The sequence below is a fragment of the Streptomyces sp. GLSS-08 genome, from assembly GCF_056387915.1.
Map to the genome: position 1 here is coordinate 226,856 of NZ_JBWJAQ010000012.1, position 13,492 is coordinate 240,347.

13 protein-coding genes and 1 tRNA gene are annotated in these 13,492 nt (G+C 70.9%); 9 read left to right on the plus strand and 5 right to left on the minus strand.

What is annotated here, in order from left to right; translation table 11 throughout:
* Positions 1-231 precede the first annotated feature (231 nt).
* The 4 genes from AC0ZLC_RS22685 to AC0ZLC_RS22700 all read left to right on the plus strand — a co-directional run bounded on the left by AC0ZLC_RS22685 (position 232) and on the right by AC0ZLC_RS22700 (position 5,865).
* A complete protein-coding gene (locus AC0ZLC_RS22685; RefSeq protein ID WP_476753768.1) occupies positions 232-1,689 on the plus strand; it encodes an FG-GAP repeat protein in 1,458 nt (485 codons plus the stop codon).
* Between the two features lie 79 nt (positions 1,690-1,768).
* The gene (locus AC0ZLC_RS22690; protein ID WP_476753769.1) at positions 1,769-3,121 is read left to right on the plus strand and encodes an FG-GAP and VCBS repeat-containing protein; all 1,353 of its coding nucleotides are present in this window, start codon (positions 1,769-1,771) and stop codon (positions 3,119-3,121) included.
* A 255-nt stretch (positions 3,122-3,376) separates the two neighbouring features.
* Entirely contained in the window at positions 3,377-4,834 is a 1,458-nt protein-coding gene (locus AC0ZLC_RS22695; protein ID WP_476753770.1) for an integrin-like protein, read from the plus strand.
* Positions 4,835-4,860: 26 nt separating this feature from the next.
* A complete protein-coding gene (locus AC0ZLC_RS22700) occupies positions 4,861-5,865 on the plus strand; it encodes a Yip1 family protein (protein WP_476753771.1) in 1,005 nt (334 codons plus the stop codon).
* A gap of 22 nt (positions 5,866-5,887) precedes the next feature.
* Here AC0ZLC_RS22700 and AC0ZLC_RS22705 read toward each other — a convergent pair whose 3' ends face one another.
* Entirely contained in the window at positions 5,888-7,279 is a 1,392-nt protein-coding gene (locus tag AC0ZLC_RS22705; protein ID WP_476753772.1) for an FAD-binding oxidoreductase, read from the minus strand.
* A 200-nt stretch (positions 7,280-7,479) separates the two neighbouring features.
* On the opposite strand from AC0ZLC_RS22705, the gene AC0ZLC_RS22710 reads away from it, so the two are divergent.
* Positions 7,480-7,836, plus strand: a complete 357-nt coding sequence (locus tag AC0ZLC_RS22710) for an immunity 51 family protein (protein ID WP_476753773.1) — start codon at positions 7,480-7,482, stop codon at positions 7,834-7,836.
* Between the two features lie 3 nt (positions 7,837-7,839).
* Here AC0ZLC_RS22710 and AC0ZLC_RS22715 read toward each other — a convergent pair whose 3' ends face one another.
* Both AC0ZLC_RS22715 and dcd read right to left on the minus strand, forming a co-directional pair.
* The gene (locus tag AC0ZLC_RS22715) at positions 7,840-8,349 is read right to left on the minus strand and encodes a phosphoribosyltransferase (protein ID WP_388785415.1); all 510 of its coding nucleotides are present in this window, start codon (positions 8,347-8,349) and stop codon (positions 7,840-7,842) included.
* A 20-nt stretch (positions 8,350-8,369) separates the two neighbouring features.
* Positions 8,370-8,945, minus strand: coding sequence for a dCTP deaminase (gene dcd / locus AC0ZLC_RS22720; protein ID WP_358850801.1), 576 nt, complete (start codon positions 8,943-8,945; stop codon positions 8,370-8,372).
* A gap of 549 nt (positions 8,946-9,494) precedes the next feature.
* Between dcd and AC0ZLC_RS22725 the strand changes: the two genes are divergently transcribed.
* The 4 genes from AC0ZLC_RS22725 (at position 9,495) to AC0ZLC_RS22740 (ending at position 12,351) form a co-directional block, all read left to right on the plus strand.
* Positions 9,495-9,568 (plus strand) — tRNA-Gly (locus tag AC0ZLC_RS22725).
* A gap of 312 nt (positions 9,569-9,880) precedes the next feature.
* On the plus strand, positions 9,881-11,068 hold the full coding sequence (locus AC0ZLC_RS22730; protein ID WP_476753774.1) for a caspase family protein: 1,188 nt from the start codon (positions 9,881-9,883) through the stop codon (positions 11,066-11,068).
* Between the two features lie 432 nt (positions 11,069-11,500).
* Positions 11,501-11,956: a hypothetical protein gene (locus tag AC0ZLC_RS22735; protein ID WP_476753775.1), complete on the plus strand. Its 456-nt coding sequence runs from the start codon at positions 11,501-11,503 to the stop codon at positions 11,954-11,956.
* An 8-nt stretch (positions 11,957-11,964) separates the two neighbouring features.
* Complete coding sequence (locus AC0ZLC_RS22740; protein WP_476753776.1) at positions 11,965-12,351, plus strand: hypothetical protein; 387 nt, start codon at positions 11,965-11,967, stop codon at positions 12,349-12,351.
* Positions 12,352-12,499: 148 nt separating this feature from the next.
* Here the strand turns inward: AC0ZLC_RS22740 and AC0ZLC_RS22745 are convergent, their stop codons facing one another.
* On the minus strand, positions 12,500-12,910 hold the full coding sequence (locus tag AC0ZLC_RS22745) for a PIN domain-containing protein (RefSeq protein ID WP_476753777.1): 411 nt from the start codon (positions 12,908-12,910) through the stop codon (positions 12,500-12,502).
* Positions 12,907-13,128, minus strand: a complete 222-nt coding sequence (locus tag AC0ZLC_RS22750; RefSeq protein WP_037887321.1) for a type II toxin-antitoxin system VapB family antitoxin — start codon at positions 13,126-13,128, stop codon at positions 12,907-12,909. The genes AC0ZLC_RS22745 and AC0ZLC_RS22750 overlap by 4 nt, the downstream gene beginning before the upstream one ends.
* Between the last annotated feature and the right edge of the window lie 364 nt (positions 13,129-13,492).

Consider the following 13,492-nt stretch of genomic DNA (forward strand, 5'->3'; position numbering starts at 1 on the left):
GGACACGGATTTCGCCACGTGCACCCCGCCATGTGCTCACCCGCCACCTGCGCCCCACCACGCGCAGAAGTTTTCCGCGTCCACGTACAACCCTTGCGCCCCAGCACGTGTCTCCTGTTCGCCGACCGCCCCGTGACGCCCAGGACAACTCCAGGCAAACGCGGGCGACGCGCACCCCATCGACTGCGGACGCCCGCCAGGCGTCCCCCGCATGCCGCAGGAGAATCCCGCATGCACAAGCACCTGAGAACCGCCCTCGCGACGGCCGCCGCGGCCACGCTGACGGGCGGTCTCCTCACCTTCACGACCACCACGGCCCTCGCCGCGGACTCGGTCCACCACCACGAGGCGGACTTCAACGGCGACGGTTACGGAGACACCGCGTTCTCCGCGGGCAACTCCACCGTCGGCGGCAAGAAGGAAGCCGGTCAGATCGTCGCCCTGTACGGCTCGGCGAACGGCGTCACCGCCACGAGCCGCACGACGGTCAGCCAGAACACCACCGGCGTCCCGGGCTCCGCGGAGACCGGCGACCACTTCGGGCTCGGCGCGTACGGCGACTACAACGCCGACGGCTTCGACGACCTCGCCGTGTCGGCCGCGTACGAGGACGTCGACGGCGACACCGACGGCGGCACCGTCCTCGTCCTGTGGGGCTCCTCCGGCGGCCTCACCGGCGGTACGACGATCAAGGACCCGGCGGTCTCCTCCCACGACCGCTGGGGCAAGACGCTCGCCGCGGGCGACTACGACGGCGACGGCAAGGACGACCTCGCGGTGGGCTCGTCCGCGAGCACCGTCTACGTCTTCAAGGGCGGCATCACCGCCTCCGGCGGCTACGGCGCCCGCGCGACCGTCAAGCCCCCGATCCAGTCGGGCGGGGTCACCGGCCCGCTCAACCTCACCGCGGGCGACGTCAACGGCGACGGCAGGACCGACCTGGTCGTCGACGGCTACGAGTCCGGCTGGAACACCAACTACTACATCCCCGGCTCGGCCTCCGGCCTGCTCTCCTCCGGCGCGGTGGAGCTCAAGCGCGGAGTCATCACGGCCATCGGCGACGTGAACGGCGACGGCTTCGGGGACATCGTGACCGGCCAGGAGTGGGACCCGTCCGACGACGGCACCCCCTCCGTGCCCGAGTCGGTGACCGGCGGCAAGGTCCACATCATCTACGGGTCCGCGGGCGGCCCCGCGTACACGGAGGCCGTGAGCCAGGAATCCGGTTCCGTGCCCGGCGAGTCCGAGCGCGGCGACTGGTTCGGCGGCGAGCTGTCGCTCGGCGACGTGAACGGCGACGGCTACCAGGACCTGGCCGTCTCCGCGATGGGCGAGAACCTGAACGGCGTCGTGAACACCGGCGCGGTGACCGTCCTGTACGGCTCCGCCTCCGGTCTCGACACCGACGCGGCGTCGCAGTACTTCGCCCAGTCCACGGCCGGCGTCCCCGGCTCGGACGAGAAGGACGACTACTTCGGTTCCGAGGTCAAGCTGACCGACGTCACCGACGACGGCCACGCGGACCTGCTCGTCGGCGCGAACGGCGAGAACGACTTCAACGGCGCGCTCACCTACCTGCCCTCCGGCGGCACGAAGATCACCACCACCGGTGCGCGTTCCCTGGCCCCGTCCTCGGTCGGCGTCTCGACCGACGGCTACCCGGTGTTCGGCGCCAACGCGGCCAACTAGGGCCTGTCAGCACCTCTTTCCCGCTCGTCGGGCCCGCGCCGCTCCCGGCGCGGGCTCGTCCTGTCCCCCGGAGCCCCGCATGCGTCTGCGCACCACCACGGCCCTATCCGCCCTCCTGGCCGCGGCGGTCGCCCCCGTGGCCCTCTCCGCCCCCGCCTCCGCCGCCGTCGCCAAGCACTACGACGACTTCAACGGCGACGGCTACCGCGACCTCGCCTACGGCAGTGCCTACTCCGGCATCTCCGGCCCCGACGGCTGGGAGGGCGGCGCCGTCACCGTCGTGTACGGCAGCGCCTCCGGGCTCGACACCGCGCACCCCCAGGTGGTCCACCAGGACAGCCCGGGCGTGCCGGGAGCGGGCGAGGAGGACGACATGTTCGGCGAGAGCCTCGCGAGCACGGACCTCGACAAGGACGGCTACGCGGACCTCGTCGTAGGCAACCCCTTCGAGCACGTGGGCAGTGATCAGTACCGCGGCTCGGTCACCATCCTGTGGGGTTCCCGCTCGGGCCTGGGCGGCGGCACGAACGTCACCCCGAAGTCCGGTGCCTCCGGACACTTCGGCCGCGACCTGGCCGTCGGTGACTTCACCGGCGACGGCTCGCCCGACCTGGCTGTCGTCGGCGGCGAGGAGGCGTGGCTGTACCGCGGCTCCTTCACCCGTTCGGGTTCCACCGGCAGCGTCAGCAAGATCGACAAGGTCGACGGCGGCTGGTCGTCGAACGGCCTCGCCGCCGGCAAGGTCAACGGTGACGGCAAGACCGACCTGGTCGTCCTCGGCAGCCAGTTCTACGACGGCGCGGAGCACCACCGGGCCTGGTTCCTCAAGGGCACGTCGGGCGGCCTGTCCTCGGGCCCGTCCAAGACGCTCGGCAGCGGCGCCAGCGAGGCCGCCGTCGGCGACTTCGACAAGGACGGCTACGGCGACGTCGCGCTCGCCCTGCCGGACGCGAGCGGCGGCAAGGGCGCGGTGACCGTCTGGCGGGGCACCTCCGCCGGGCCGGGCACCTCCGCCACGTACACCCAGGCCACCTCCGGCGTCGCCGGCAGCCCCGAGGCCGACGACAACTTCGGCTACGACGTCTCGGCGGCCGACACGGACGGCGACGGCTACGCGGACCTCGCCGTCGGCGTACCGCACGAGGCCGTGGACGGGCGGGAGTACCAGGGCGGCGTGCACCTGTTCCGCGGCGGGTCGGGCGGTCTCGGTGGCACTCGCTCCTCCTGGATCCCGCAGTCCGTGATGGGCGCCGCCGACTCCGGCACGTCCTTCGGCTACACCGTGCGCCTGCGCGACCTGACCGCGGACGGCCGGGCGGAGCTGTCCATCGGCGCGGCCACCGGCGGCCTCGTCCTGCGCGGCACCACCACCGTCCCGGCGACCTCCGCCCCGACGGCACTCCCGGAGTTCGGCGGCACCTTCACCGACTGACCCTCCCGCGCACCCGGCGTCCCGGCCACGGTCTCCCGGCCGGGACGCCGGCTCCGCCCGGCACGGGTACCGGCGGCACGGGTACCGGTGGCCACGGGCTCAGCCCCGCCCCGCCTGCGCCCGGGCTCCGCGCATCCGGCGGGCCGCTGGCCACGGGCCCGCCGGCGGCCCGCCGGCAAACCCGCGCACAACCCCGGCGCTCTCCCGGCCGTCACATGAGTGCCCCGCCCAGTCCCGCAACCCGTTGGAGCCCCCATGCGCATACGGACGTACGCCACAGCAGTCACCGTCGCCGCGGCGGCCACCGCAGGACTGACGCTCGCGCCGCCCGCGACCGCCGCCGCACCCACGCCCGTCACCAGCGACTTCGACGGCGACGGCTACGCGGACCTCGCCGTCGGCGTGCCGACCGCCACCGTCGGCGGACAGCCGCAGGCCGGATACGTCAGCGTCGTCTGGGGCGGACCGCGGGGCCCCGGCTCGGCGGGCACCACCCGGGTCAGCCAGTCGGGGGCCGCCGTCCCCGGCACCCCGGAGAAGGGCGACCACTTCGGCGCCGCCGTCACCGTGGCCGACGCGAACGGCGACGGCACGGCCGACCTGGTCGTCGGCGCCCCCGGCGAGGACGTCACCGGCGCCGGGACGGACGCGGGCACCGTCGCCGTGATCCGCGGGGCGCGCGGCGGCCTCGGCACCGGGACCACCGTCCTGAACGGCCCGGCGGCCCGGGCGGCGTACGGGAAGTCCGTCGCCGCGGCCGACCTCACCGGCGACGGCACCACCGACGTGGCCATCGGCGCGACGGACAAGGTCGTGCTGAAGGCGGGCGGCGGCGCCACGGCGACCGTGTTCACCGGCGCGATGGGCGGCCGCGCGCCCGTCCTGACGACCGGCGACTTCGACGGCGGCGACGACGGCGTCGCCGACCTGGCCGCGGGCTACTGGTCCACCACACCCTTCACCCAGTCCCACGTACGCCTGTGGAGCTGGTCCCCCGAGGAGAAGTCGCTCGCCAACATCTGGAACACCGACAACGCCGGTGTCTCCGCGCTGGCCGCAGGCGACTTCGACGGGGACGGCCATGACGACCTCGCCCTCGGCGAGTGCCGGGAGATCGCCGACGAGAACGTGGACGACCCCTGCGGTCCCGAGGAGATCGCCGCGGGCGGCGGCATCCACGTCCACTACGGCGCCGGCGTCCCCGGAAACTTCGGCCACCGCCACCAGACCCTCAACCAGGACACCGCCGGCGTCCCGGGCGTCGCCGAGACCGGCGACCGCTTCGGCGCCTCCCTCGCCGCCGCCGACATCGACGGCGACGGCCACGACGACCTGATCGCGGGCGCCCCCGGCGAAGCCATCGGCGACCGCGCGAAGGCAGGCGCCGCGACGCTGCTCCTGGGCGGCGCGAACGGCCTCGTGGACGCGTCCGGGCAGGCCCACTCGGTGGCGTACCAGCAGGACACCCCGCGCGTCCCGGGCGTCGCGGAGGCGGGCGACGCCTTCGGCGCCGCGGTCGCGACCGGTGACTACGATCACGACGGCGCGCCCGACGTGGCGGTCGGCTCCCCGGGCGAGAACGGCGGCTCGGGCGGCGTCTGGGTGCTCCCGTCGGCCTCGGCGGACGGCTCCCACGCCTTCACCCCCACCGGGTTGGGCCTGCCCGCCGCGTCAACCGCGCTCGCCTACGGGAAGACCCTGAGCAGCCACTGAGAGCAGGCGCGTTGGCCCCCTAGGGGATGTCACAGCTCGGCCGCAAAGCCGGGTCCGATGCCCCTGGCCCGGCACGTCACTCTCCGGGAACAGGTACGTTCGATTACGTGGCTGGATTCAGGATCGGACGCGGCCGGGACAACCGCACCCCGCAAGGGCGACCGCAACAACACCCGCGGCAGGAGCCGTACGGACAGCAGACCCCCCAGGGGCAGGGCGCGCCGTACGGCTATCCACCCGCGCCGCAGCAGCAGTACGGCGGACAGCCGCCCTACGGCGGTCAGCCGAACGGCGGAGGGTGGCCGCAGGGCGCCCCCGGCCAGGGCGAGCCGGAGTACTTCGGCGACGACGGCCGGCAGGGCTACCAGCAGGGCCCCGACCCGTACGCGGCCAACCAGCCGGGGCACACCCAGGCCTTCGCGATCGGCGAGGACCCGTACAGCCAGGGCGAGACCTACCGCGCGGGACAGGCCCCGGCCGCGCCGGTCGGCCCGCGCCTGCACTGGAAGGACCTGCTGCGCGGGATCGTCCTGCGCCCCGCGCCGACCTTCCTCCGGATGCGCGACTACGCGATGTGGGGCCCCGCGCTCGGTGTCACGTTCGTCTACGGCCTGCTCGCCGTCTTCGGCTTCGACGGCGCCCGCGAGGACGCGATCAACGCCACGCTGTCGAACGCGGTGCCGATCGTCCTCATCACGGCCGTCGCGATCGTCCTCAGTACGTTCATCCTCGGCGTGGTCACCCACACCCTGGCCCGCCAGCTCGGCGGCGACGGCGCGTGGCAGCCGACGGTCGGCCTCTCCATGCTGATCATGTCGATCACGGACGCCCCGCGTCTGGTGGTCGCCATGTTCTTCGGCGGCGACGCCTCCTTCGTCCAGCTCCTCGGCTGGGCGACGTGGCTGGCGGCCGGTGCCCTGCTCACCCTGATGGTGTCCCGCTCGCACGACCTGCCCTGGCCGAAGGCGCTGGGCGCGTCCGCGATCCAGCTGATCGCGATCCTGTCGATCATCAAGCTGGGCACGTTCTGACCGGACCCCTGTGCCGGCCGGCTCAGTCCGCGGTGGCCGGCGCCGGCTCGATGTTCTGGTTGGCGTGGAAGAGGTTGTGCGGGTCGTAGGCCCGCTTGACCGCCGCGAGCCGGTCGTAGTGGTCGCCGTAGGTGGTCCTGACCCGGTCCTGGCCCTCGTCGGCGCCCAGGAAGTTGACGTACGCGCCGCCCAGCGAGTGCGGATGCAGCTCAGCCCAGTAGTCGACGCACCACTGCCTGATCGTGTCGGCCCTGGCGGGGTCGGGATCGATGCCGCCGACGATGCCGGACCAGACGGCGTTCCGGTGGGTCCACGCGGTCTCGTCCTCGCCCACCCGCCCGGCGGCCCCGTCCACCGGGTACAGGTGCATGGTCGACAGCGGGGTCGGCAGGCCCTCCGCGTACCTGGCGTGCACGTCGATGGCATCGTCGGTGATCCGGTCGAAGAGGTCGCCGCGCCAGTACCACTGGAGCCCGGCGGGAATCAGCTGGTCGAACATGGTCTGCACCGCGGGGTACGGCATCGGCGCCGTGAAGTGGAAGGCGGGCGGCCCGGCCTCGCCCACGGGCGCCAGCATCTCCTCCACACGGTCCGGGTCCCCGCTCCAGCACCACACCACGCCGCACATCCGCTGCCCGTGGATCTCCTCGGGGAACGGCGGTCCCGGCGGCACCGCGAGCACCGCGAAGAACCCGCTCAGGTCGTCGGGCGCCTGCGGCAGGAACGCGCGGTACCACCGCATGACGTCCTGGATGCTGTCGAGGGTCCACAGGGTGATCCCCAGCGCGACGGTGTGCACCGGGTGCAGCCGGAAGGTGAAGGAGGTGGCGATGCCGAAGTTCCCGCCGCCGCCGCGCAGCGCCCAGAAGAGGTCCGCGTGCTCCCGCTCGTTCGCGGTGACGAACCCGCCGTCGGCGAGCACCACGTCCGCGGAGAGGAGATTGTCCACGGTCAGGCCGTATTTGCGGGTGAGGTGACCGTGTCCGCCGCCGAGGGTGAGACCCGCGACGCCGGTCGTGGACATGATGCCGGTGGGCGTGGCCAGGCCGAAGGCGTGGGTGGCGTGGTCGAGGTCGCCGAGGGTGGCGCCGCCGCCGGCCTGGGCGGTCTGCTTCACCGGGTCGACGCGTACCTCGCTCATCGGTGACAGGTCGATGGTGACGCCGTCGTCGACCAGACACAGCCCGGCGCCGCTGTGCCCGCCGCCGCGTACGGCCGTCTCGAGACCGCGGTCCCGGACGAAGTCGACCGCCGCCATGACGTCCCCGGTGTCCCGGCAGCGCACGACGGCGGCCGGGTGCCGGTCGATCATGGCGTTGTAGACGGTGCGGGCCTTGTCGTACCCGGAATCCTGCGGGGTGATGACCGGACCGCGCAGGGCGGTCCGCATCGCCTCGAGTGTGCTGGTGTCCATGGCGAGTGCCCTCCCTGGCGGGGACCCCGGCGCCGTCCTGAGCCGCCGGCGCGGATCGCACGTCACGGGGCCCGGTCGGACGCCACGGGGCTGACCACTCCAGCGTCTCGCCGCGTGCCCGCCCGCGCATCTCCGCACCGGAGGAGGCCCGGCCGACCGGGCCGGAGGGAGTGTCAGAGGTGACCTCTAGGGTCGGCCCCATGACTGATCGTGAGACGTTCGCTCCCCTGGTGTTCTTCGAGTACGACCACGCCCCGGGCACCTACTGCCTGATGCTCCCCGACGCCGCCATGGGCGGCGTGGCCGGGGTCTTCGAGGACTCGGGCCACGAGTGCAACGGCTACGCATGGGAGGGCGTGGCCAGATCGGCGATGCGCACGCGTGCGCCGGAAGTGGCGGACCTGGTCAAGTACGACCCGGAGGCGGGCATGTTCATCGCCTACGGCGCCGACCCGGCCGCCCTGCAGACCCTCGGCGCACTCCTCCGGGAGGCGATGGGCGACCGGACGCTGCTGAAGCGGTTCATCGAGACCGGCGACCCGGCCTGGTTCGACTGACGCTCAGAGCGCTTCCGTGTTCGGCCTGGCCGCTTCCCCGGACCTGTGCACGGGAGGGAGCACGCTCCACGGGAAGTTGATCCACTCGTCGGTGCGCTTCCACACGTACTCGCACTTCACCAGGGAGTGGGACTTCTCGTAGATGACGGCGGTGCGGACCTCGGCGACGGCGTCCACGCAGAAGTCGTGCACGAGCTTCAGCGTCTTGCCGGTGTCGGCGACGTCGTCCGTGATCAGGACCTTCTTGTCGGAGAAGTCGATCGCGTTGGGCACGGGCGCGAGCATGACCGGCATCTCGAGGGTGGTCCCGACGCCCGTGTAGAACTCCACGTTGACCAGGTGGATGTTCTTGCAGTCGAGGGCGTAGGCGAGACCGCCGGCGACGAAGACACCGCCGCGGGCGATGCTGAGCACGATGTCGGGCTCGTAGCCGTCGTCGGCGATGGTCTGGGCGAGTTCGCGCACGGCGACGCCGAACCGCTCGTAGGTCAGGTTCTCCCGCACGTCACCCATGCTCTGCCCGTCGCTCCCGCTCACACCTGGGTCCGATGGAAGTTGAGGAACGACCGCGAGGCGGTCGGCCCGCGCTGACCCTGGTAACGGGACCCGTACCGGTCGCTGCCGTACGGGAACTCGGCCGGCGAGCTGAGCCGGAACATGCACAGCTGCCCGATCTTCATCCCGGGCCAGAGCTTGATGGGCAGCGTCGCGAGGTTGGAGAGCTCCAGCGTCACGTGCCCGGAGAAGCCGGGGTCGATGAAACCCGCGGTGGAGTGGGTGACCAGCCCGAGGCGTCCGAGCGAGCTCTTCCCCTCCAGCCGCGAGGCGAGGTCGTCGGGGAGCGAGACAACCTCGTACGTACTGGCCAGCACGAACTCGCCGGGGTGCAGGATGAACGGCTCGTCGCCCTCGGGCTCGACGAGCCGGGTGAGGTCCGCCTGCTCGACGGCGGGGTCGATGTGGGGGTAGCGGTGATTCTCGAACACCCGGAAGTACCGGTCGAGCCGCACGTCGACACTCGACGGCTGCACCATGGTTTCGTCGTACGGATCGATGCGGACCCGTCCGGCGTCGATCTCGGCCCGGATGTCCTTGTCTGAGAGAAGCACGTCCCGAGGATACGCAAGGCGCGCGGACCGCCCACAATCGTGGCCGGTCCGCGCGCCTTCCTGTCTCGCTGTGTGCCGCTGCGTGCGTACGCCCGTGCTATCGGGCCACCGCTTGTTCAGCGCCCTCGGTCACTGCTTCTGCAACGTCACCGGGACGACGCTCCGGAGCCGCGCACACCGCGGGCACCGGACCAGCCGACCAGGACCGAGCCGCTCGGCCTGCTGCATCGGGAACGTAGCGGTGCTGAACACGTGCCCCTCGGCACAACGGACGACGGTGTGCTCCATCAAGTCCTCGGATTCCCTTCCCCAAGAGCCGCGCCTGACTGACGACGAAAGCCACATTACGGGATGAAAGGGACGGCCCTCCAGGCGGCACTCCGGTCCCGCCGGGACCCTGTTCCGCACCCCCACCGTACGCCCCAACTCCGGCCGCCCGCAGCGGCATCCGCCCCCCTGAACACCGCGAGGCCCCGCGGTTTCCGCGCCGGGGGCCGGGCATGAGGTAGAGTGAGCGGGCATTCGACACCGGCTCAACCGGCGTCTTACGCGGGTGTAGTTTAATGGTAGAACATCAGCTTCCCAAGCTGAGAGCGCGAGTTCGATTCTCGTCACCCGCTCCAGATTGCAACCCCCGGGTCAGAGACCCGGGGGTTGTTTGTTGTCTGGACCGGTGGGCGGGCTGCGCACCGCAACCGAACCATTAGCTCTCGACGACCTCCTCGTTGTGTTGCGCAAGGTCGTTGGGATCGTCTTCGTCGGCCGACGCGAACGATCGTGTCGTTGAGTGTGATGCCCGAGCATGCATCTCGGCTCGCGCGTCAGCCACTCGACCGATCCGCCCCCGCAGTGGCCGGGCAGGGTGACAACCTGGGCGAGGCGGAGGGGGACGAGGGCCGAGTGGAAGACAACAGACGCATAGCCCTCTTATCGGCGTGGGCGAGAATCCAGGGGCGGAACACCTTCTTCCTTCCCTCGGCGCGACGGTCGACGCGGATCTGCATGTGCTGGGCACCTCCTTGGAGGACAGCGGCTACGCGGTGGAGACCCTCCTGAATCCCACCCGGAACGCGATCACCGCGCGCATCTCAGACCTCTCCGCGAGCGCGCCACCTGGCAGCACGCTGCTCCTCTACTTCACCGGGCACGGCGTCCGGGTGGAAACAACCGACTACTTGGTGCCCTCCGACGCCCGTGCCCCTGCCGCCAACAGCGACAACACGGCCGGGTGGGAGCAGCCCCACGTACGGGAGTCGCTGCTGGAGGCCGACATCAGCCGGTATCTGGCCAATTGCCCGGCCGGCATCGTGCTGTGGCTGATCGACGCCTGCCGCTGGGCCGGGGACGAGCAACGACCCCCTTTCGGCAGCAACGTCGCCAAGGGGCCCCCGCACAGCGGTTTCGCCATGATGACGAGCTGCGGCCCAGGTGAACCCAGCGGCTTCGCGGAGACGGGGAGCTTCTTCACGTCGGCGCTCGCCCTGGCCTTCGCCCCGCTGACCGAGGCCACGACCATAGAACAGGTGTACGAGAAGACCAGGCGCGACACGCATTCCCTCGCGGTACGGGCGTCGGCCGGACCGCAGAGGGTCCTGATCCATTACGGCAACGACCTGGCGCAGCAGACCAGGTCCCTGGCGGTCGCCGAGGGCCGACGGCTGCTGGAGGCGTGGCAGGAGGCCGTGCGCACACCCGCCCTCTGGGAACGGGTCCCGGACTGCGACACGGAAGCCGTGGCCCGTCTTCAGGACTGTCTGTCGGACCTGGCCGCACAGGCCGCCCGCCACGTCCACCGTGCTCAGGAGCGGTTGCCCGACCCCTGGGCCGACGACGACTATCCGGTACGGCTGCTGACCGGCCGCCTCGCCCAGCTCCTACCCAAGGGCTCCGAGCTGTCCGCCTTGGAGGTCACCGCACTGATCGCCGGTGTCCTGTTGCACGAGATGGCCTGGGCCGAGCGGCTGAGCCAGGCCGCCGAGTTCCATCCGCAGCTCGTGTGGCGCGATGACGAGGCGAGCGACCAGCGGCGACTCTACGAGCAGATCACCGAGCACTACCCTCAGCCGTCGTCGGTGACGGTGACCTGGACTGGAAACCGGAATTCATCGACTGGTACATCATGAAGGGGCTTCTGGACAGCAAACCCCATCCGCTGGACAGTCGCCTCGCCGTCACCGTCTAAGGACGCCCGCTGTCCCCCAAACGACGGGCCGCCAACGCGATCTACTACCGGCACCCGCCAGAGGATCTCTCCGGCATCGCCCGGGCCTCCGCGAGTTTTCGTGAGCCCCTCGGAAAGCTGGCCAGGGCATGTGCCCGGTACGCGCCGTTCGTGGGCGAACCGCTGGGCGCCGTCCCGGACCACCACCGTAACCACATCTGCACGGACGCCGAGCTGAGGCTTCTATACCTCCAGGGCGACAAGCACCACTGGCGACCCGCCGTTCACGCCTGGGACGTACCGGTTGTGGCTGCCACGACGGGTCTTGACGCGAATGAAGTACACCGGCGCCTGGCCGAGTTCGCCTGGCCGGGCCGCCCCGTACCCGATCCGCTTGGGCGCCCGATGGGCTGCCGTGTCGCCGGAGGTGTTCCCCGTCCTGCGCCGCTACATCGTCCACGGCGCCGACGGCCGCCCCATGCTGTCCTGGGCCGCCGCCATCGAGCTGGCCGCGGAGTGCGACATGTCCGTGTGGGAGGCCGAGCGCGTCCTCGCCCGCGAGGCGGCGGGCCTCGGAGTGCTCCACCGCCGGCGCTACACCCAGCGTTCCTCCGGACGGGACGTGGTCCCCTCACCGGACACGGCCGACCTCGTACGGTGGCTGCACCAAGAGGACATCCACCTGGAGGACGGTGTCTCGCTCCGGGACCTCGCCTTCGTGCGCTCGCACCAGACGTCGTCCAAGGAACTGTCCTGGTACCTGGACGAGTTGAGAGAGGCCGGGGTGGATCTCCCGGACGCGGCGAACCTGTTGCGCGCCTGGGACGATCTGCCCACGCCGAGCAGATAACCGCCTTCATGCTGTTGGTCGCGGGCTCGCTCCTGGCCGCACGAGCGGCGCACGGAGCGCCGGAGCGCGAGATCCTCCTGGGCGGGCAGGCCCTGCGCCGCTGGACCGAGCGCGAGGTGGTGCGGGCGACACGGGCACTGGCCTGGGCCTACGTGTGCTGTGTCCTCGGAGTGATCCTGGCGGTCGGGGCTCTCGTCGTCGCATGGGTGGCGACAAGTGATTCCGGCATGGGACTGGTCGAAGTACGGACGAATACCGGTGTGCTGTGCGGCGAGTTGATCGTCGCTGACCAGCATCACGTGGAGATCAGCTCCGAGACGGACGGCAAAGTCTCCTTGCCATGGACGGCCGTGGTGAGCGTGAAACCTGGCAGGAGCTGCGACGCAGCGCCGTAGCCCAGTGCCGTCGAGTCGTGGCGTGCGTCCATACGTTATCCGGTAGGACCGCGGGCTTCGTCGAGGTCCGGCTGTAGGGGTATGACGCCCTGCAGGGCCTCGCCGTCCTCAAAGGGAGGGCCGGCGAGATCCGGCCCTCCACGCCGCCTCAGGAGACGTCGTGGATGTTGTGCTCGGCCAGGTCGGACGCGTGCCGAGCGATGGCACGGTAGTCGGCGTCGTCGTGGAGGACGGCCAAGCCGTGGTGGGCAGCGGTGGCAGCGATCACGAGGTCCACCGCCGAGGCACTGCGATGCTCCCCCGCCTGGGCCATACGATGTTGCACTCCGCCGATCCAGCGCCCCGCGTTCTTCGGCACCGACACGTCGGGGTAGAGATCGGTGAACATCTCCACGATCTCGTCGTACTCGCGTCCGGTCCGGGCGCTGTGAAGAAACTCGGTGCGTTGCACATAGCAGGATGCGATGGCCCCGGCATCGATCGCGTCGTTCCAGGCCGATTGCAGTTTTGAATCACGGAGCAGCCGGACCAGGCCGGACGTGTCGAGCAAGTAGATCACCGGCTGTGCTTCTCCGCACGGTGCAGGCGCTCGGCGTCCTCGACGGCACCCCACTCACGCGCACGCTCGAAATGACGGCTGATGCGCGCCGCACGCTCCTGCTGCTCGGCGTAGAAATGCAGAGCGAGATTGACCGCCTCCTTCTTGGTCCTGACCCTGGCCAAGGCCATGGCGCGTTCCAGGGCGTCGTCATCGATGTCGATCTGGGTCACAGACATGTGGCACCTCCCGCACGATGTTGGTGATGTACATAGAAGAATACGTCACCAACATCGACGCGGCCACGCCTGGTGTCGGATCTGCAGTCGCAACGGACATTCCAGGTCAGCCCGGCAGACGACGCCGACCCCCCGGTGCGAAGCGCCGCGCGCACATATGACTCGATTACTGGTGGTGGCCGTGCCCATAGCGTGCCCGTAAGAGCGGACAACCACGGTCAGCCGCGCTCGCCCGTGCCACGGTGTCGGCACGATGAATCCGCGCAGGTCAGCGACCATCCGGCCGTGCAGGCGCCGTCGCTTCCCAAGCTGAGAGCGCAAGTTCGATTCTCGTCACCCGCTCCATGGACAAGGCTCAGGTCAT